21 protein-coding genes are annotated in these 17,986 nt (G+C 66.5%); 9 read left to right on the top strand and 12 right to left on the bottom strand.

Going from position 1 to position 17,986, the window contains the following annotated elements:
• Positions 1-5 precede the first annotated feature (5 nt).
• On the top strand, positions 6-272 hold the full coding sequence (locus RHCRD62_RS25030; RefSeq protein WP_050067488.1) for a hypothetical protein: 267 nt from the start codon (positions 6-8) through the stop codon (positions 270-272).
• A gap of 618 nt (positions 273-890) precedes the next feature.
• Here RHCRD62_RS25030 and RHCRD62_RS25985 read toward each other — a convergent pair.
• Positions 891-1,175, bottom strand: a complete 285-nt coding sequence (locus tag RHCRD62_RS25985; RefSeq protein WP_157051065.1) for a hypothetical protein — start codon at positions 1,173-1,175, stop codon at positions 891-893.
• Between the two features lie 268 nt (positions 1,176-1,443).
• Here RHCRD62_RS25985 and RHCRD62_RS25020 point away from each other — a divergent pair, with 268 nt between their 5' ends.
• A complete protein-coding gene (locus tag RHCRD62_RS25020; RefSeq protein WP_050067487.1) occupies positions 1,444-1,764 on the top strand; it encodes a hypothetical protein in 321 nt (106 codons plus the stop codon).
• A 42-nt stretch (positions 1,765-1,806) separates the two neighbouring features.
• Here RHCRD62_RS25020 and RHCRD62_RS25015 read toward each other — a convergent pair whose 3' ends face one another.
• Both RHCRD62_RS25015 and RHCRD62_RS25010 read right to left on the bottom strand, forming a co-directional pair.
• Positions 1,807-2,313 carry a hypothetical protein gene (locus RHCRD62_RS25015; protein ID WP_050067486.1) on the bottom strand — a complete coding sequence of 169 codons (507 nt, stop codon included), beginning with the start codon at positions 2,311-2,313 and terminating at the stop codon, positions 1,807-1,809.
• A gap of 326 nt (positions 2,314-2,639) precedes the next feature.
• The gene (locus RHCRD62_RS25010) at positions 2,640-3,746 is read right to left on the bottom strand and encodes a pentapeptide repeat-containing protein (RefSeq protein WP_157051064.1); all 1,107 of its coding nucleotides are present in this window, start codon (positions 3,744-3,746) and stop codon (positions 2,640-2,642) included.
• Positions 3,747-4,210: 464 nt separating this feature from the next.
• Here RHCRD62_RS25010 and RHCRD62_RS26680 point away from each other — a divergent pair, with 464 nt between their 5' ends.
• Together RHCRD62_RS26680 and RHCRD62_RS25000 are read left to right on the top strand one after the other, a co-directional pair.
• Positions 4,211-5,377: a pentapeptide repeat-containing protein gene (locus RHCRD62_RS26680; RefSeq protein WP_050067484.1), complete on the top strand. Its 1,167-nt coding sequence runs from the start codon at positions 4,211-4,213 to the stop codon at positions 5,375-5,377.
• 344 nt (positions 5,378-5,721) lie between these two features.
• Positions 5,722-6,198, top strand: coding sequence for a hypothetical protein (locus RHCRD62_RS25000; RefSeq protein ID WP_050067483.1), 477 nt, complete (start codon positions 5,722-5,724; stop codon positions 6,196-6,198).
• Between the two features lie 98 nt (positions 6,199-6,296).
• Here the strand turns inward: RHCRD62_RS25000 and RHCRD62_RS24995 are convergent, their stop codons facing one another.
• On the bottom strand, positions 6,297-6,665 hold the full coding sequence (locus RHCRD62_RS24995) for a hypothetical protein (protein ID WP_050067482.1): 369 nt from the start codon (positions 6,663-6,665) through the stop codon (positions 6,297-6,299).
• Positions 6,666-7,199: 534 nt separating this feature from the next.
• Between RHCRD62_RS24995 and RHCRD62_RS24990 the strand changes: the two genes are divergently transcribed.
• Positions 7,200-7,604 (top strand): MerR family transcriptional regulator, encoded by a 405-nt coding sequence (locus RHCRD62_RS24990; protein ID WP_050067481.1) that lies wholly within the window; start codon positions 7,200-7,202, stop codon positions 7,602-7,604.
• Complete coding sequence (locus tag RHCRD62_RS24985) at positions 7,601-8,608, top strand: alkylmercury lyase family protein (protein ID WP_050067480.1); 1,008 nt, start codon at positions 7,601-7,603, stop codon at positions 8,606-8,608. Before RHCRD62_RS24990 ends, RHCRD62_RS24985 begins: the two co-directional genes overlap by 4 nt.
• A gap of 103 nt (positions 8,609-8,711) precedes the next feature.
• Here the strand turns inward: RHCRD62_RS24985 and RHCRD62_RS24980 are convergent, their stop codons facing one another.
• Genes RHCRD62_RS24980 through RHCRD62_RS24965 form a run of 4 tightly spaced genes read right to left on the bottom strand, consistent with a single transcriptional unit; the run spans position 8,712 to position 11,915 of the window.
• Positions 8,712-9,059, bottom strand: a complete 348-nt coding sequence (locus tag RHCRD62_RS24980) for a DUF3703 domain-containing protein (protein WP_050067479.1) — start codon at positions 9,057-9,059, stop codon at positions 8,712-8,714.
• On the bottom strand, positions 9,056-9,544 hold the full coding sequence (lspA, locus tag RHCRD62_RS24975) for a signal peptidase II (RefSeq protein ID WP_050067539.1): 489 nt from the start codon (positions 9,542-9,544) through the stop codon (positions 9,056-9,058). The genes RHCRD62_RS24980 and lspA overlap by 4 nt, the downstream gene beginning before the upstream one ends.
• A gap of 32 nt (positions 9,545-9,576) precedes the next feature.
• Positions 9,577-11,535 carry a heavy metal translocating P-type ATPase gene (locus RHCRD62_RS24970; RefSeq protein WP_050067478.1) on the bottom strand — a complete coding sequence of 653 codons (1,959 nt, stop codon included), beginning with the start codon at positions 11,533-11,535 and terminating at the stop codon, positions 9,577-9,579.
• The gene (locus tag RHCRD62_RS24965; protein WP_050067477.1) at positions 11,532-11,915 is read right to left on the bottom strand and encodes an ArsR/SmtB family transcription factor; all 384 of its coding nucleotides are present in this window, start codon (positions 11,913-11,915) and stop codon (positions 11,532-11,534) included. The genes RHCRD62_RS24970 and RHCRD62_RS24965 overlap by 4 nt, the downstream gene beginning before the upstream one ends.
• A 195-nt stretch (positions 11,916-12,110) precedes the next feature.
• On the opposite strand from RHCRD62_RS24965, the gene RHCRD62_RS24960 reads away from it, so the two are divergent.
• The 3 genes from RHCRD62_RS24960 (at position 12,111) to RHCRD62_RS24950 (ending at position 15,069) form a co-directional block, all read left to right on the top strand.
• Positions 12,111-12,692 (top strand): recombinase family protein, encoded by a 582-nt coding sequence (locus RHCRD62_RS24960; protein WP_084734479.1) that lies wholly within the window; start codon positions 12,111-12,113, stop codon positions 12,690-12,692.
• A 173-nt stretch (positions 12,693-12,865) separates the two neighbouring features.
• Positions 12,866-14,257 (top strand): Mu transposase C-terminal domain-containing protein, encoded by a 1,392-nt coding sequence (locus RHCRD62_RS24955; RefSeq protein ID WP_050067538.1) that lies wholly within the window; start codon positions 12,866-12,868, stop codon positions 14,255-14,257.
• Positions 14,258-14,259: 2 nt separating this feature from the next.
• Positions 14,260-15,069 (top strand): AAA family ATPase, encoded by an 810-nt coding sequence (locus RHCRD62_RS24950; RefSeq protein WP_050067475.1) that lies wholly within the window; start codon positions 14,260-14,262, stop codon positions 15,067-15,069.
• 52 nt (positions 15,070-15,121) lie between these two features.
• Here the strand turns inward: RHCRD62_RS24950 and RHCRD62_RS24945 are convergent, their stop codons facing one another.
• The 4 genes from RHCRD62_RS24945 to RHCRD62_RS26225 all read right to left on the bottom strand — a co-directional run.
• Positions 15,122-16,099: a hypothetical protein gene (locus RHCRD62_RS24945; RefSeq protein WP_050067474.1), complete on the bottom strand. Its 978-nt coding sequence runs from the start codon at positions 16,097-16,099 to the stop codon at positions 15,122-15,124.
• Positions 16,100-16,231: 132 nt separating this feature from the next.
• Positions 16,232-17,047 (bottom strand): DUF6036 family nucleotidyltransferase, encoded by an 816-nt coding sequence (locus tag RHCRD62_RS24940; RefSeq protein ID WP_253277485.1) that lies wholly within the window; start codon positions 17,045-17,047, stop codon positions 16,232-16,234.
• A complete protein-coding gene (locus RHCRD62_RS24935) occupies positions 17,044-17,382 on the bottom strand; it encodes a hypothetical protein (RefSeq protein WP_050067473.1) in 339 nt (112 codons plus the stop codon). Before RHCRD62_RS24935 ends, RHCRD62_RS24940 begins: the two co-directional genes overlap by 4 nt.
• A 370-nt stretch (positions 17,383-17,752) precedes the next feature.
• On the bottom strand, positions 17,753-17,986 hold a 234-nt coding region (locus tag RHCRD62_RS26225; RefSeq protein WP_216596667.1), incomplete at its 5' end, for a hypothetical protein.

The following is a 17,986-nucleotide window of genomic DNA, read 5'->3' as shown; positions in this document are numbered from 1 at the left end:
GAGCCATGACCAGAAAGCACAGCCGCCTGTACACGGTCTACCTCGCGGTGAACGCCGTGACCCTCGTGGTCGCCGCAATTCAGATGGTCGCCTTCTTCGACGTACTTCCTGACAGCGGGGGAGGCTCGAGCAGTCATGACGCCGAGTGGGCGAACTACTACACGTCAACCGCGCCGAACGCCATGATCCTCGCCGCCTGCGCAGCAGTGTTCGTCGCCTCCACCTATGCCATACGCAGGATCGTTGGAACTTCCGCCGCTGCACGTCCCTGATTCACACCACGAACACCAAAGCGCCGGTTGTGTCGCGGCTTCCCTCCGCGAACCCAACCGGCGCTGGCATTGATGCTAGCCGATACAATCGAACATGTGTTCCCCTGGCCGACCGAGTTCGACCCGCCGCCGTATCGGGTCGTCGACCCGCCGGTGCCGGTGATCGTGCACATTGCGACCGCGATAAGTCAGCCCGCCGCGCACCCCGCCACAGTCATCCCGCTCCGTGTCCGAGCCGAGGGTTTGGCTCTCGACGTCCAGGTCCCCGGCACCTTGCGCGCCTGGGCGAGGACAACGGGATCAGGGTGGATTTGCTGTTTGTGCTTCACGATCCCGACCGGCAACGGACGGGGTGGGCTCGACGTCGTCGACCAGTGGTGTCCAGCGGCCGCTGTCCGGCCCGTGAAGTAGGGGAGTGGCGAACCGCCCTCGGTACACCGTGAATCCGGTTCGGGCAGTGGGCCGCACCACGAATCCGGACAGCCGAGGCCATCCGAATCCGGATCCGCCGCGACCACCGGTCGAGCCGAATCAGCCAGGTGAGGGAGCGGCCCACTGCCCGCCGCTACGCCGGACAGTAGTCACCACGACCGACACACGGCCGTGGTGGTGTGTGGATCACGCGAGCGGACCCGCCTTCTCATCCAGCAGGTCGGCGACATCGTGGACGATCAGCTTCCGGCTGCGGGAGTAGCGGCGCTCATCGTTGACCCGCAGGGACCTGTCATCCGGACCCAGCCGCAGGTCGACCCATTCCCCTTCGTCGACGACCATGAGCCCACCCGGCAGAGCTGCAGGTGTCGATGGTGTGGCGACAGCTCGGTATGCCTCAGGGAACGGTGTCCCCGGGTTCTCGAGCTGGTACTTCCGTGCGGCCTTCTTTCGGGCCGAGTTCTTCGTCATGATGCTCCAATCACGAGGGTGGGGCGACGCCCCGCATTCGCCGCCACGCATCGTGACGAGCTGGTGCTGCAGATCCAGGGGACCTTGCCCTCGAACGCCACCAGGTCGACGATGCGGGCGTCATGGTGGCCTCGGGGTCAGCCGTGCAACGCGGCTCTACCGAAAAGAGTAGCAGCGCAAGGCCGTTCACGGCACCCGCGATTCCGCCGCGGCGGGTCCTGGCGGCGACAGCCGTGTAGTTGTCGGTGCCCGCCCCTACACTTCGCGTATGGGCGAGAGGGGAGTGTCTCAGGAGTCGATCGTCGACGCCGCGGAGATGATCGCGGAGAAGCTCGACGTGCTCCTCGAACGCGCCACCGACACCGTCCTCGGGACACCCCGGCCCGGATCGCCGCAGTGGCGCCAGGACTGGGACTCACGTGACTCGAACGCCGGTCGCACTGCCGCCGAGCAACGAGCGAGGGTGAAAGAGGCGATTACCGCACTCGTCACTCACCACATCACGCCTGCAACCCTGCAGAGTCCGCGGCCGCGCCGGCGCGGCTCCGCTGCGTCAGGTCCGGCTAGTCAGCAGCTCGCGATCTGGTGAGGTCGACGCGACCAGCTGAGAAGTGAGCGCCGTGGCGATCGTCTAAGACGACCCGAACCCAACGCCCTCGAGGCTGCCGTTCGCATCAGGAGTGGTGGCCGGCGAGCCGACCGTCAGCGGAAACAGTCGGTAGGAGTCGTACATGATTCCCCCCTGCCCGGCGGGTAGTCGTCCACACAAAACTCCGGCAACGTAGTCACCATCCGCGACGGCGGGGATGGTGGCCTCGCCCGACATGCCGTCGTACACCTCGAACCGCGTGGTGAACGGGTTGTCGCCACCTGGCCATGTGGAAGGGGAATCTGGCTGGTGGACCAGCCAACCCGCAGGGTTGCTGTCCAAGTCGATATCCGGGCTGTTCAGGATCCGATCCGCGCTGGCCTTGGTATGCACCCACGGCCCGCGACAGGTCATCTCGTCGATCTCGTTCTCGGGCCCGTTGATGTCGGGAAGTGTGATGGTGGCGCGGATCGTGTTTCCCTCAACCCACACGTCCGTGTCGGCAGGGAACACCGCAGCAGCCGCAATGCCTGGATGGATCAGCAGCACAGCTGCCGCGACGACGGGTACAGCAGCCGAACGGCGGACACGATCTACTGCGCTCACAGCTCACCTCGCGGTCGAAAGGGTCAAGGGCGAACAGGGAACGGTACCAACAGAGAAAGCCGCCGGCGGTTGAAACGATCCTGCGTCGGTCAATCACCTGACGCCCAGACGGGCAGTCGAAGCGATGCTGGTTCCCCGGTGCCGCGCCTAGCGCGTCGGCCCGTTGTCTGAATCCAAGGATAGGAGCTGAAATGCTGGAATCCCGTGCCGTCGTCCGGTTCGCGAGCACCTCGTAGAGGCGTGGATGGTGGATCCGCCGACCTACGCGTTCACCTCGATTCCAGCGGGGAGGTCGGCCGCTGCACTGGCCCTTCTGGCCAGACCGTCGACTCAGAGCAGACCATGCCAGATAGGTCTGCGCCGGTCAGGTTCGCGTCGGTCAGGTTCGCGTCGGTCAGGTTCGCGTCGGTCAGGTTCGCGCTGGTCAGGTTCGCGCCGCGCAGGTCCGCGAGGGTCAGGTCCGCGAGGGTCAGGTTCGCGCCGCCCAGAATCGCGCGGATCAGTTTCACGCTGTTCAGGTTCGCGTTGTTCAGGTCGGTGCCGGTCAGGTCCGTGTTGGTCAGGTCCGCGAGGAGCAGGCTCGCGCCGGTCAGGTCCGCGTGGAACAGGTTCGCGTGGAACAGGTCTGCGCGGAATAGGTTCGCGCCGCGCAGGTCCGCGGTGGTCAGGTTCGCGTTGGTCAGGTTCGCGTGGGTCAGGTTCGCGTCGGTCAGGTCCGCGTTGGTCAGGTCCGCGCCGACCAGGTTCGCGCTGTTCAGGTGCGCGTTGACCAGGTTCGCGCCGCGCAGGTCCGCGTCGGTCAGGTTCGCGCCGGTCAGGTTCACGTCGGTCAGGTCGGTGCCGGTCAGGTCCGCGCCGCCCAGGTCGAAGGTGCAGGGAATCCACCCATCTTCGTCTGACAGTGTGCGGACCCTGATGGAGCGGACGATCGCCGAGCGAACGTTCTGCTCCGCGGTATCTGGGGGGGGGGACGCTTCGCTGTCAGTGGAAGTTTCAGTAGCTGGTTTGCGTTGGGCGCGGAGGTAGGCGCACAGGAGGTCCACGCACACCTGACGCTCGGAGTCGTTACCGAAGTCGTGCCAATCGTCGGCGAGGGACGCGAGGGCGTAGACGCCGGCCAGTCGAATCGCCGATGAGTCGTGTCCGAGCTGCTCGGCGCAGGTCGTATAGCGCTCGCGGAGGTTCCGCTCAGTGCCTGACCGGTGTTCACGATTGTCGGACATGACCTTGTGCTCATGCTGGTCGGCCGTATTTCGGTTGGAGGTGTCCAGTGCTCGTTGCCGGTGGTAAGCCAAGACCGCGGCCGGAACCCCAACGGCCGCTGCAGCGATCAGGCCCACAGTCCGTCCGAATCCGCTGAGATCGGCGTCGAACACACTGATCTCTGGCTTGGTGGACCACTCGGCGAGAACCCACGTGGCACCGATTGCAGCCGCCATCGCGCCGGATCCGTATGCGATCAACCGAGCAGGCGAAACGCTCTTGTGTTGCCCAGACGGTTTGTTGTTGCCGGGTGACGGCGGCAAATCGGGTGGCATCGGGTCATCTTGCAGGAACGCCAGCCCGATGGGGAATGCGACACGGACCGCTGCCATCCGATCGGCTCACGGTCCAGATTCCTCGTCGTGCTCGGGCCCCTCGAGGTCGGGACGTGTGATGGTGGCGCGGGCCGCGTCTCTCTCAACGACACATCCGTGTCCACAGGGAACTCAGCGGTGGGTATGGTATTCGCACATCAAAGATGGCCTCTAGCTGCATTAATGTCGTAATATCTCTTATCGGCATTGAAATTCTCTGGCGCTCAGCAGGTCTCGTTCGATCAGCCGTTCATGATGTCGGCATGAAACGCGCACAGAGGAGCAACGCGGTGCGGATCCAGCCGACGGCACTGCGGCGATGGATCGTGGCAGGCACGCTCGCCACCACGGCAGTCGGCGGCGGTCTACTTCTGATCTTCGCGCGACTCCAGGCCGGCAAGGCCGTGTGGACGGACGGGTTCTTTCTCAACGGCTCCCAGTGGTTCGACGCCGCCCGAACCACGGTCACCCTCGTCGGCATCATCGGACTGGGCGGCGCAGCCTTCCTCGCCTACCGCAAACAGGTCTCCACCGAAGCAGGCCACCTCCTCGACCAAAGCACTAGCCTGCGGGACCGCTACACCATCACCGCTGAACAACTCGGACACGACTCCGCCGCGATCCGACTCGCCGGCGTCTACGCCCTCGCGTCCCTCGCCGACGACTGGCACGACTTCGGAAACGACGACGAGCGCCAAGTCTGCGTGGATCTCCTCTGCGCATACCTGCGAACAGCACGCAGCGCCGAGCGCATCGACCGCCAAGAGGAGAACGTCCGATCCGCGATCATCGACGTTCTGGCCGGACGAAGCCGGAAGCGAAGCGACGGCATGGACGGCCCCTGGGTCGGACTCCGATTCGCCCTGTTCGGCGCGGACCTGACCCGTGCGAACCTGGCTGGCGCGAACCTGAGCAGCGCGAACCTGACCGGCGCGAACCTGAGCAGCGCGGGTTTGGTCGGTGTGAACCTGACCCGCGTGGACCTGGGCGGCGCGAACCTGGCCAGCGCGTTCCTGTTCGGCGCGAACCTGACTGGCGCGAACCTGACCAACGCGAACCTGAACAGCGCGAACCTGACCAGCATGAACTTGGGCGCGGCTCAGTTGCGCTCAACCCTTGCCGAAGCGAACCTGACCGGCGCGAGCTTGGTCGGCGCGCACCTGACCGGCGCGAACCTGACCGGCGCGCGCCTGACCTGCGCGAAACTGACTAACACGAACCTTGTCGGCGCGAACCTGACTGACGCAATCCTGCTCGAAGCGGACCTGTCCGGCGCGGACCTGAGCGGCGCGGACCTGACCGGCGCGAACCTGATCCTCGCGAACCTGGATGGCGCGAACCTGGATGGCGCGAACCTCACCAACGCGATATACGACACTCACACACGGTGGCCCGAAGGATTCTCCCCGCCGGGATCAATCTCAAGCTGACCGTCCGCTACGCCTCAAGTTCTCGGAGTCCTGAAGGCGGAACCACAACCAGTCGACAACTTGAGAAGGTGAATAGTCGTGCGCGGGCGCGGGAGGTAAGCCGGGTACGGCACTGAGTGCGGGAGATCCGTTCTGTGCGGCGATCGGATCGCAGAACCCCTCTGCAACCATCTTGAGTAGGGTGATCGGCGTACATCTGGGGGGAAGTACGAGGAGCTTCACCTCAACGACGACATTTCGGGGGTAGTTGTGCGTTTCCGTTCTACAGCAATCGGATTGGCTGCGGGTCCATCCCAACCTGAACTAGCGCGTCAGCCCCGGTGCCCTGGAGTCGAGGCGTCCCTGTGACCCAGAAGATCACGGCCACCGTCGCCGAACATGCCCAGGAGACGAACTACATCACCCTCGACGCCGAGGCCACCAAGCAGGAGCCGGCGTGGCGGATGAAGCTGATCGCCCCATCCATCCAGTGGAACCTCGACACGGCTGACAGGGCGCTGGCGAACAACAACTACCGACGCGCTGAACACTGGAAATACTCGACGGCCGACCAGACATGGTCCGCCACGGTCGAGAAGGTTGGACGCCAGAGCCTGCCACCGGGCCGAGATGCACCCGCGCCCGACCGCTCAGCCCCGGAAGTTGCCCCCGACCACAGTAGGGTTCCGACGACTGCGCTGTCGGCTGCCGTGCAGGGGCACCCGTATTCGCTCAAGCAGATGCTCGCCGGATCGGCGAAGCGCGGCAGCGCGGTCGAGAGTGGTCCCCGACCGACCGAACACGAGCGCGGCACTGATCGAGGCTCGAGCCTGAATCTGTAGGCCCTCGGGGAACATCCGCGATCGGCATCCGCAAGAATCGACGAACGGGGCCGGCCCGCCTCTCCTGCGGGCCGGCCCCGTTTGGGTCGCTGTGCAGGTCAGTCGGATTCGACAAGGAGCCGTTCGCGGTCGTACTGGATGGATCGCTCGGTGGCTGCCCGCGCGGCCTCGTCCGATCCCCAGACGTAGGCCATGAATGCGGCGTCGAAACTCCGACGCTCGGTGGCGCGATCGTCTGAACTCACTGCGTAGCGCATATAGGGAGTTCGAGCGTGCTGGTTGACGGTTCGCTTGCTCATTCCAAGAAGCTTCGCCGTCTCGGACTGGCTGAGGCCGCGAAGTAGGGCGTCCTTCACGAGTGCCTGAGCGACGACAGTGTCCTCGAGGAATCGGAGATGCTCGACGAGCAGTCGAGTGTCCCTGCGGCGCCGGGCGAGATCGGTATGGGTGGGGAGTGCATCGCTCATGCCGCTCAGTATCCCGGTACCCGATGGATACCGCAATACCTAGATACCGCGATACCGAAGCTGGCGGGGGCGTGCCGTCTCAGAATCGACCGTTTCCCGGACACGAATCGGGCCGCCGCGGAGGGCAGCGGCGACCAGCGGCCCGAGTGTCCCAAAAACGTGTCCCATTGACTCTGTAGCGAAACCTCGACCTGTCGGTGAGTTCTGGGACACTCACGCCCGTGAGCGCACTGTTGGGTGTGACTCGCGGCAATAGATGGCGGTGTTCTCGCGGCGTCAGGTAGCGCCAACGACAAGGGGTGCTGCGGGTGGTTTCGACGGGAACTGGCGCCACCCTCTATGTCGGCGCGGCGCCTGGATGCCAGCGACCTCGAAGTCCTCGCCCCTCGCGCGAGCCCAACCCGAGGCTCGCCCGAGCCCCATGTCGATCCCCTCGCCAGGCTCCCTTGATGACTGGAGCAGCCGGTGCTCCACCAGTTGCGTTAGTAGCTGCCCCTTGACTCGATAGTTGGGTACAGGGTTAACAATGGCGATATGCGGAGCAGTGAGGTTGCCACCCAGGCTGGGGTCAACGTGCAAACGCTGCGGTACTACGAGCGGCGGGGCCTGCTGGACGAGCCGCCCCGATCCGCGTCGGGGTATCGCGCGTATCCGGCCGACGCGGTGGCGGTCGTGCGGTTCGTCAAACGTGCTCAGGAGCACGGGTTCAGCCTCGACGAGATCGAGGAGTTGCTGCACCTGGCGGACGGTGGTCCCGACGACTGCCAGACCGCTCGCGTGCTGGCCGAGGCGAAGATGGCGCACCTCGCCGAGAAGATAGCCGACTTGCAGCGCATGCAGCGATCGCTCGCCGACCTCGTGGCCACCTGCGAGCTGCCGCGCACCGACCGGTGCTGCCCCCTGATCCAGACCATGCACGATGAAGGAGAGACTCGATGAAGCTGGAGATCCTGCAGGTCCCCGAGTGCCCCAACGTGGTGCTGCTCGAGCGCCGGATCGCGGAGGCGGTGGCCGGCGAACAGATCGAGGTCACCATCACCCACCGCGTGTTCGATGACCAGGCGGGGGCCACCGAAGCCGGCATGACGGGATCCCCAACCCTGCTCCTCGACGGCCAGGACCCGTTTGCCGAGCCCGATTCGGTGCCGAGCGTGTCGTGCCGCCTGTACAGGTCGGACGACGGCGGCATCGATGGCGCGCCGTCCGTCGCTGCCCTTCGCGCCGCACTGAACCTGGCCCCGGACAGCACATCGGCCGAGGTGTCCGCCGGCCGCGTGGACTGCTGTGCACCCGCGACGGAAGACGAGTCCCCGATCGCAGCGCTCGCCGCGTGGCGGGGTGCGGCGCAGCCCGCCGACCCCGCCGAAAAGGCCATCCACCATGCCGTCTTGCGGGCATTCGCGACCCGCGGCGGCCCACCGCCGATCGCTGAGCTCGATGCGGTCGCCGCCGAGTTCGACTCGTCCGCACAGCAACTTCTCGAACAGCTGCACACCTCGGACGTGATCCGCCTCGACGCATCCGGATGGATCGAATCGGTCTACCCGTTCTGCACCACGCCCACCCCCCACAGTGTTCAGATCGCCGACGGTGCACGGGTTTACGCAATGTGCGCTATCGACGCGCTCGGGATGTCCGCAATGCTCGGCGGCGTCGATGTCGTGATCGACTCTGCCGATGCGTCCACGGGCGAGCAGATCACCGTGACGGTCCGCGGTGAAGTCGCCACCGCGGATCCGGCCACCACCGTGGTGTTCATCGGGGCGCAGTCAGCGAAGGGTCCGTCGGCGGACACCTGCTGCGACTACCTCAACTTCTTCACCGATCGCCCGGCTGCGGAGGGGTGGGCCACGGCCAACCCGCACATCGGCGGGGTCGTGGTCGACCTTGCCGACGCGACCCGTTGCGGGGCGGCGATCTTCGGTCCCCTCCTCAACACGTGACACGGCCGGCCATCCGGCCTGCGGGGACGGAGTCGGCATCCGTGGCGGTCAGACGATCGCCGATCGGGACGTTCCAGCGGGATTGTCGGCCCTAGCAGCGAGTTCAGACGGGTCCGGCGATGGTTTCGGCGAGATCGTCGGGTACGGACATGGGGGTTGTGAGGCCGGCATGGGTGCGTCCGGTATTGCCTTCGGGGTATCGGCCGAATGCGGAGCCGGGGGCGGCGACGACGATGCGGATGACCTGACCGAGCGCCTCGCGGCGGTCGCGTTGACGCAGGGCGAGGCTGAGCATCGCGATGTGGTTGTGGGTGTGCGGCCAGGGGTAGGGCTGGGAGATGATGTGGGCGCGTTCGAGGTGGTGCCAGCGCAGGGTGTCGTCGCTGGCCTGGTGGGCGGCGTCCATTTCCGAGGCGTAGACGCTGCGGAGGTGTTCGGGCATCCGGCTCATGGTGTGTGGTCCTTGCTCGTCGGGGTGGAATCGAGGAGCAGCGCGCCGATGACGAGGACGACGCCGCAGGTGATGTAGGTGTCGGCGAGGTTGAAGGTGGGCCACCATCCGGTGTGGAAGTAGTCGGTGACCTTCCCGTCGAGGAGTCGGTCGATGACGTTCGCGGCGGCGCCGGCGACGATCGCGGCGAGTCCGATCGTCTGGATCGGTCGGCTCTCTGGTGCGGTGCGCCAGGCGAACACGGCGATCGCGGCGGTGATGGCTGCGGTCGCCGCGAGGATCACGATGGTGGGCAGTTGGTTGCCGAGGCTGAACGCGACCCCGGTGTTGTAGGCCAGTCGCAGTTGCAGCAGACCGAGGTCGACGGTCCGCCCGCCGGAAAGCGCCTCGCGGGCAATCGGATCGAGGACCAGCGCGGCCGACGCCAGGACGGCTGCGGTGGCCACGAGGGCGCGGCGAGCGTGCCGCCACCGTGCCGCGGCCACCGGTGCGGCCCCGTCGGAGACCTCGGTCGATGTCACGACCGGGCTCCGGCGATCGGCTCAAGCGCCGTCGTGGGTTGCGGCGCAGCGGTGAGGCTTCGGGCGCGTCCGGCGCGGACCCCGTTGGCGATGACGACGATCTCGGCGACCTCGTGGACGAGGACGACCGCGGCCAGGCCGAGGACTCCGAACAGGGCCAGGGGCATCAGGACGGTGATGATCGCCAGTGAAAGCCCGACATTTTGCAGCATGATCGTCCGGGACCGCCGCGCGTGGTGGAGTGCCTGGGGCAGGTGTCGCAGGTCCTCGCCCATGAGGGCGACGTCGGCAGTTTCGATGGCGACGTCGGTGCCCATCGCGCCCATCGCGATACCGAGGTCGGCGGTCGCCAGGGCAGGGGCGTCGTTGACGCCGTCGCCGACCATCGCGGTCGGGCGTGCGGCGCGCAGGGTTTCGACGATGCGGGCCTTGTCCTCGGGGCGCAGGTCGGCGTGCACTTCGTCGATGCCGGCGTCGGCGGCCAGGGCGCGGGCGGTGCGTTCGTTGTCACCGGTGAGCATCGCGACGCTGTAGCCGTCGCGGCGGAGCCCGGCGATCACCTCGCGGGCTTCGGGGCGGAGTTCGTCGCGGACGGCGACCGCTCCGATCACGGTGCCGGCGCGTTCGATGAGGACCGCGGTGGCACCGGCGTGCTGCATCCGCTCGATGTCCCCGGCCAGGGGGCCGGGGTCGATCCAGCCGGGCCTGCCGAGCCGGACCGGTGTGCCGTCGATGTGGCCGGTCAGGCCGGCACCGGGGACTGCGTCCACCTCGTCGGCCGGTCGGTAGTCGTCGACGGCGGCGAGGATCGCGCGGGCGAGGGGGTGTTCGCTGCGCGCCTCCAGCGCCGCGGCCACCGCGAGCACGTCGTCGCGGGTGGCCCCGTGAGCGGCGGCGACGTCGATCACGACGGGCTGGTTGCGGGTGAGGGTGCCGGTCTTGTCGAGTGCGACGCCCCGGATCCGGCCGAGGGCCTCGAGGGCGGCACCGCCCTTGACCAGGACACCGAGCTTGGAGGCGGCACCGATCGCGGCGACGACGGTGACCGGGATCGCGATCGCCAGCGCGCACGGTGAGGCGGCGACGAGCACCACGAGGGCACGTTCGATCCACACACGTGGATCCCCGGCCAGGCTGCCGACGGCGGCGATGGCCGCGGCCGCGATCATCACGGCCGGGACGAGCGGCTTGGCGATCTTGTCGGCCAGACGCTGCGCCTCACCCTTGCGGGACTGCTCTGCCTCGACGATCCGCACGATCTTGGCCAGCGAATTGTCCTGCGCACCGGCGGTGACCTCGACCTCGAGGACGCCGGTGCCGTTGATCGACCCAGCGAACACCTCGTCCCCCGGTCCTGCCTCGACGGGCACCGATTCGCCGGTGATCGCGGAGGTGTCCAGGGCGGTGCGTCCGGTGCGGATGATGCCGTCGGTGGCGATCCTCTCGCCGGGCTTGACGATCATGACCTCGCCGAGCTCGAGGTCGGCCGGCGGCACGGTCTCCTCCCGGCCGCCGCGCAGCACCGTCGCAGTGTCCGGCACCAGCGACAGCAGCGCCCGCAACCCGCGCCGGGTGCGGGTGACCGCGTACTCCTCGAGCCCCTCGCTGATCGCGAACAAGAACGCGAGCATCGCGGCCTCGCCGACCTCCCCGAGGAGCACCGCGCCGACCGCGGCGATCGTCATCAGGGTGCCGACGCCGATCTTGCCCTTGGCCAGGCGTGTGAGCGTGGACGGGACGAACGTGTAGCCGGCGACGAGCAACGCCGCCGCCTCGAGACCCACGCCGAATCCATCGGATCCGCCGGTCAGACGGACGATCAGGGCCGCGACCAGCAGGACACCCGCAACCGCGGCAGCCCGAATCTCGGTGACCTGCCAGAACTTTTCCGGCTCGTGTTCCTCCTCGCCGTCAGGACGGGGATCGTCGTGGCCGCAGCCGCACGCGTCGCTCATGCCGTCTCCACCGTGTCGGTGCCGTAGTTCGGGCACAGCGCGACCGCGGATCCGGTCGCGGCCAGCAACGTTTCCGCCGACGCGAGCAGATCCATCAGCTCCGGACGGGCCAGCGAGTAGAACACCTGCCGGCCCTGGGGGCGCCCCTCGACGAGGTTGCAGTCCCGCAGGCACGCCACATGCGCGGACACCGTCGACTGCGCCAACCCCAGCTCGCCGACGAGGTCCGCCACCCGAGCCTCACCCTGGGAGAGTCGCCGCACGATCGCCAACCGGGTGCCATCGGACAGGCTGTGGAACAACGCCACCGCGGCATCGAGATCCGATGCCGCTCCGTCCGCTGACGCTCGGGTCCCGCAACCCTCACCATTAATCGTCATATGACGATGATAGCTGCAAATGACGATAATAGGTGCTCGGAGTCACCTGTCCTGTTTGACGAACCTCCAACAGGACACCAGATGGAGGTGCCGGACTCGATTGCGGCCAGCGCGATCACGCCCTCCATGTGTGCCGTTTAACCGTCCTGCATGTCGATCCGGCATAGGTCGCCTTTGCCGGACTACTGTCCACTCGTGGACGGAATGCTGATCGGGTACGCCCGATGCTCAACTCAGGGCCAGGATCTGCGAGCGCAGCGCACAGCGCTCAAACGCTTCGGCGTCGAGCCGGAACGGATCTACACCGACAAGGGATTCACCGGGCGGAACCGGGATCGGCCGGGACTGCGGGAGGCCTTGGCGGCGTGCCGCGCCGGCGACACCCTCGTGGTGGCGAAACTGGACCGGCTCGGGCGGTCCGCGGTGGATCTGCGTTCGATCGCCGAGGAACTCGAAGGGAAGGGCACCCGACTGAGCATCGGTGGTTCCATCCACGACCCGTCCGACCCGACCGGGAAGTTGTTCTTCGGAATGCTGTCGCTGATGGCGGAGTTCGAGTCGGACCTCATCCGGGCCCGGACCCGCGAGGGCATGGCCGAGGCGAAGAAGGCCGGCCGACTCAAGGGCAAGCAACCCAAGCTGTCCGCCCTGCAACGCAAACGCCTGCTCACGGACTACGACTCGGGCGACTACTCCGCCGGCCAACTCTGCGAGATCAGCGGCCTGTCCCGCTCGGCGATGTACGCGACACTGCAACGGGCCCGCGACGAGTCCTGATCGCGGCGGTGACATCGTCCACCGACACATACGGCCTGGCCGCAGCTCGCACCCGGTACGGGCCAGGCGCAAGAATGTGACCAACGCAGTCGCGGCCGGCGAGCGTGGAAACGAGGTGACTCGTGATCGACAGCGGGTTGACTGGGTTGACCGAGCGCGAACGGCAGCAAGCGATGAGCCGGTTCGCAGTACTGCGGCCTCACCTGGAAGACGGTGTGCCACTGGCCCGCGCCGCGGCCGCGGCCGGGACTCCACTGCGGACCGCACAACGGTGGCTGCAACATTATTCGAGCCAGGGTCTGGCGGGTCTGGCTCCGGCCCGGCGTCGGTCGACGGGCAGACGAACCGAGCCCGAGCTGGTGCGGTTGATCGAGGGCATGGCCCTGACGCGCCCGCGGCCGGCGCTGGCGACGATCACCCGCCGCGTCGCCCGGGCCGCCGCGCAGCACGGGTGGACACCGGTGTCCTACACGACCGTCCGCGACATCGTCACCGGGCTCGACCCGGCCATGGTCACTCTCGCACACGACGGGGCCGCGGCCTTCCGTGACACCTACGAGCTGGTGTATCGCCGCCGAGCCGAACACCCGAACGCGATGTGGCAGGTCGACCACACCCAGCTCGACATCCTCGTACTCGACGCGGGCAAGCACCGGCGACCGTGGCTGACCGTCGTGCTCGACGACTGCTCCCGAGCAGTCCCGGGCTACACCCTCAACCTGGGAGCGCCGTCCGCACTGAACACATCGCTGGCACTGCGGCAGGCGATCTGGACCAAACCCGATCCGGCGTGGCCGATGTGCGGCATCCCCGAGACCCTCTACGTCGACCACGGCAGCGACTTCACCAGCCACCACCTCGCCCAGGTCGCAGCCGACCTGAAGTTCGCGATCGTGCACTCGACCGTCGCCCGCCCTCAGGGCCGAGGAAAGATCGAACGGTTCTTCGGCAGCATCAACACCGAACTGCTCGCCGAGTTGCCCGGCCGCCTCGTCCACGGCAAACCAGCCAGCCCACCGGTACTGTCGCTGCGCCAGCTCGACGAGGCGATCGGCACCTTCATCACCACCGTCTACCACCAGCGAACCCACTCCGAAATCGGAGACACCCCACAGCAGTCGTGGGTCGCTGACGGATGGCTGCCACGCATGCCCGACAGCCTCGAACACCTCGACCTGCTGCTGGTCACCGTCGCCGCACCACGCGTCGTGCACCGCGACGGCATCCACTTCCAGGGACTGCGCTACCTGCACACCACCCTCGCGGCCTACGTCCGCGAGTCCGTCACCATCCGATACGACCCGCGCGACATCACCGCCATCCGCGTCTTCCACAGGAACCGGTTCCTCTGCACGGCCGTCAGTCCCGACCACAGCGGTGACACCATCGGCCTCAAGGACATCCAGGCCGCCCGCCGCGCCTACCGGCGCCGGCTTCGCGAACAGATCAACGAACGCATCACCGTGGTGACCGACTACCTCCCCACCCCCGGTCCACCGCCTGCCCGACCGGAACCCGAACCACCGACACCAAGGCCGCGACTGCGCGCCTACCAGGAGGAGTGAGCATGCCGACACCGCGAACCTGGCCGTTCATCGCCACCAAAGAGCACCGCAGATTCGTCGAGTTCGCAGAAACGGTCAAACGAGACCGGACCATCGGAATCTGCTACGGCGCGGCAGGAATCGGGAAGACCCTGTCCGCCTCCCGCTATGCGCGGTGGGACAAGGCCGAACCACTGCTGCGCACCTGGGGCCCACGTGAGGATTCCGACAACAACGTCTACGCCGCGCTGGCACGCTCACGGACCGTGTTCTACACGCCCACCGTGTCCCCAACCCTGCGGGAAATACGCGACGACCTGAGGAAACTGCACAGTCGGGTCAACATCTGCATCGACCAGCACCTCCACGTCGGCTTCCACCACAAACCCATCATCGACCACGTCGAGCTGTGGGTCATCGACGAATCCGAACGATTGTCAGCCACCGCCGTCGAGCACCTGCGCGACCAGTTCGACCGCGGAGACCACGGCCTGCTGTTCATCGGGATGCCCGGAATCGAGAAGACCTTCTCCCGCTACCCGCAGCTCTATAGTCGCGTCGGTTTCGCCCACCACTACCGGCCGCTGTCCGGCGAGGAACTCACCTTCGTCCTGGCCCGGCACTGGCACAAGCTCGGATCCGAACTCAACTCCGACGACTTCACCGACGCCCAGGCCATCGCGGCGGTCGCCCGCATCACCGGCGGAAACTTCCGCCTCCTGCAACGACTGTTCGCCCAGATCCACCGGATTCTGCGAATCAACGAGCTCCACACCATCACCGCCGACGTCGTCGAAACCGCCCGCAGCACCCTCGTCGTTGGCGCCACCTGACGCCGCGAGAACACCGCCATCTATCGCCGCGAGTCACAGCCGAAGGTGCGGGTCACTCCTCGCTGTTCGGATAGGGAAAGATCGTCGTCGCTGCGAGATAGCCGAGTACCAGAGTCGATTTCAGATCCATTCCGGTGGTGTCCATGATGAGAGACATTGCGTCGGGATTGGTCAAGCTGATGGTGTAATACGCGACACCCCACAACATCCCAACAAAACCGACCAGCAGCCATCGGCAGGTTTCGGCCCCATACCGTGTCTGCAGGTGAGCCTGAACTGCCTCGAGCTCGTGGTTGCCTTCGAGAAGTGGCTCGATGTCAGCGAAGATCTCGTCAATGGCCTGCTGCATCTCGGCGTTGACCGCGTCCGGATCGTCAACGTCGGCGTCCTCGGAAGGCACTGCCAGCTCGGTGAACTGCTCAGCCATCCGATCCCACTGTTCGTCGGTCGGCACGAACGTCGCGTGATTGCTGAGCGAGTCTTGAGACATCTCCAGCATGGCTGCCCAGCCAAACTGCTCTGACGCAAGGTTGCGGAGTGATGGTGTGAGCGCGGGATTCTGCTGTATCCGATCGGTCAGCAGCGCTGCGCGCACGGTCGCCCGTGCACTGAGCTGTTCGAATGCCGGTGACTTCACGAAGTTCCGGCCGAGCTCGGTGTAGTCGGGGATGGCGACCTTCGCGAGCTGCTGGCCGAGCTGTTCGAATGCCGGTGACTTCACGAAGTTCCGGCCGAGCTCGGTGTAGTCGGGGATGGCGACCTTCGCGAGCTGCTGGCCGAGCCGTTCGAATGCCGGTGACTTCACGAAGTTCCGGCCGAGCTCGGTGTAGTCGGGGATGGCGACCTTCGCGAGCTCCTGGCTGAGCTCGGTGTAGTCGGGGATGGCGACCTTCGCGAGCTCCTGGCCGAGCTGGGTGTAGTCGGGGATGGCGACCTTCGCGAGCTCCTGGCCGAGCTGTTCGAATGCCGGTGACTTCATGGAATCCTGCTGGCCAGCGACGGCCCTGCGGATCTCCTCGTTGTCCCCCACCGATAGACCTCCTGTGTAGCCGCTGAGCCGGATCGACTGGTCAACGTCGTGTCCCTGATCCCTATTCCCGACGTCACATTGGAGTACCGATGTGACTCAGTGACAGTCGGTCCAGTCGCCGACAACACTGTGCTACCTGCCGAGGTCCGTACCGCGATCGCGGCCGGATGAGTCGTCCGGTACCGGGCCGCGTTCGGTGTCGGCCGCGCGACCCGACTGCCCCTTGAGCATCTGCCGAAGCGTCCACGGATGCCCGGAGGACTCGTCCGGGGTCGTCGTAGTCTCCCCCAGCTCAACAGTGCGGGCAGGCGCCGGGACCGACAGCTCCGGGGCGGTCCCCACGTGGGCCTGTCCGTCCGACCTCAACTCGAGGTGCTCCAGCCAGTTCCGTGCACGCTCGACGGCGAGTTCCCTGTTGTGGGTGTAGGTGTCGGGCCACTCGATCCCTCTGTCGATGCGGTCCAGAATCTCGCGGGGAGTGACGATCCCGTTCTCCACCAGCTTGGACACGAACACGTGGTCCTTCTCGCGGCCGGCGACAGCCTTGGACGCACACAGGTCGACGGGGTCGAGGCAGTACCCGGTCCGCCCGTATACGGAACCGTCGTCGACCGTCACGGCCACGAGGCGGTTGTCCCAGTGTTTCGGCAGTACGACGACGTCCTTGTGGATCCCCTCGACGTAGATGCCGTGGTGCTCATGAAACGGTGAGCCTTCACCGAGACGGGCGTTGATGGTGTAGATCTTCTCCACCAGTTCCGGCGACTGGGGATCCTCGATCCCGCTGCGGGGAAAGACGTCGACCTCACGCGACAGTGTCGCGTACTCGGGGAGTTCGGTTTCGTCGTAGGTGCCGAGAATCGACTGGGAGCCGAAGACGATGACCTGGCCTTCTTCGATGTTCGCGCAGGCAGCCTTGATTGCCCGCTCCAACTCGTCGCGGTTCACTGCAGAGCGAGCTCGCGGAGGTTGTCGAGCACCTTCATGCGCTCGTCCTCGGTCAGCAGGACGTAGAGCGGGGACAGGTTGCGCATCTCGTTGCCCGTCTCGTCATCGGACTCGACGACCCGGCGAAGGGTCTCGACGTCGTTGTCCTCGACGATCTGCTCCCAGCGATCGAGCATGTCGGTGAAGTACGGGCTGCGGCTGACGTGTTCGCGGACCGTCTGGAGGCTGCGGCGAACGCGATCGGTGTTCAGCGGCAGATGCTCACGATCGACCTTGTCCAGGATGGCCGTCTGCATGAGCTTTTGCCGGGTGACCTTCATGTTGACGACGGTCATCTCGCGCTCCTCTCATGCTCAGGCCGGCTACCCGGCGGTCGATGCTCACAGTGTACGGGGCGAGGCTACCGTTTTCCCAGGTGAAAGCGGGGAGCGTCGACGGGCGTCAACACTCCGGGGACTGCGCCTCGAACTTCGGTCGACGACCAGGCACGGCCCGCCGCACGTCGTTCGATACCGTTCTCGACGAACTCGAGAGGTGAGATGTGAAGGTTGGAGACCGCGTCAGAATTCGACCCGGCGGTGCGACTGTGCTGGTGATCGACAGTGTCGACGAGGACGGCCGATTCATCGTCTCGCCGGTCACCGAGGCGCCGGGTGCGTACCCCTTCCCGATGCGCGCCGAGGACTTGATTCCCGAATAGCCAGATCACCACCGGGGCGGCTCGGCGGTTCCCCCGTAGCGCGTGCCGCCCTCGTCCACCGAGACACGATGCTCGGGAACCCACCTCGGGCCGCCGCCACCAGCAATGCCGCGGTCCCGGGGAATGTGATTCGTCGGAATCGGCGCGAGAAGCCGCAGGCCAGGGCTGCTGAATACCGACAAAGCCAGTCTCGAGCGCCAGAGCTTGTGCTTGAACGCCCACAACCAGTGGCCGAACAG

The sequence above is a fragment of the Rhodococcus sp. RD6.2 genome (genome assembly GCF_001040705.1).
Lineage (GTDB): Bacteria > Actinomycetota > Actinomycetes > Mycobacteriales > Mycobacteriaceae > Rhodococcus_G.
Note: the sequence above shows the minus strand (reverse complement) of the source record. Positions and strands in the feature narration are given on the sequence as shown.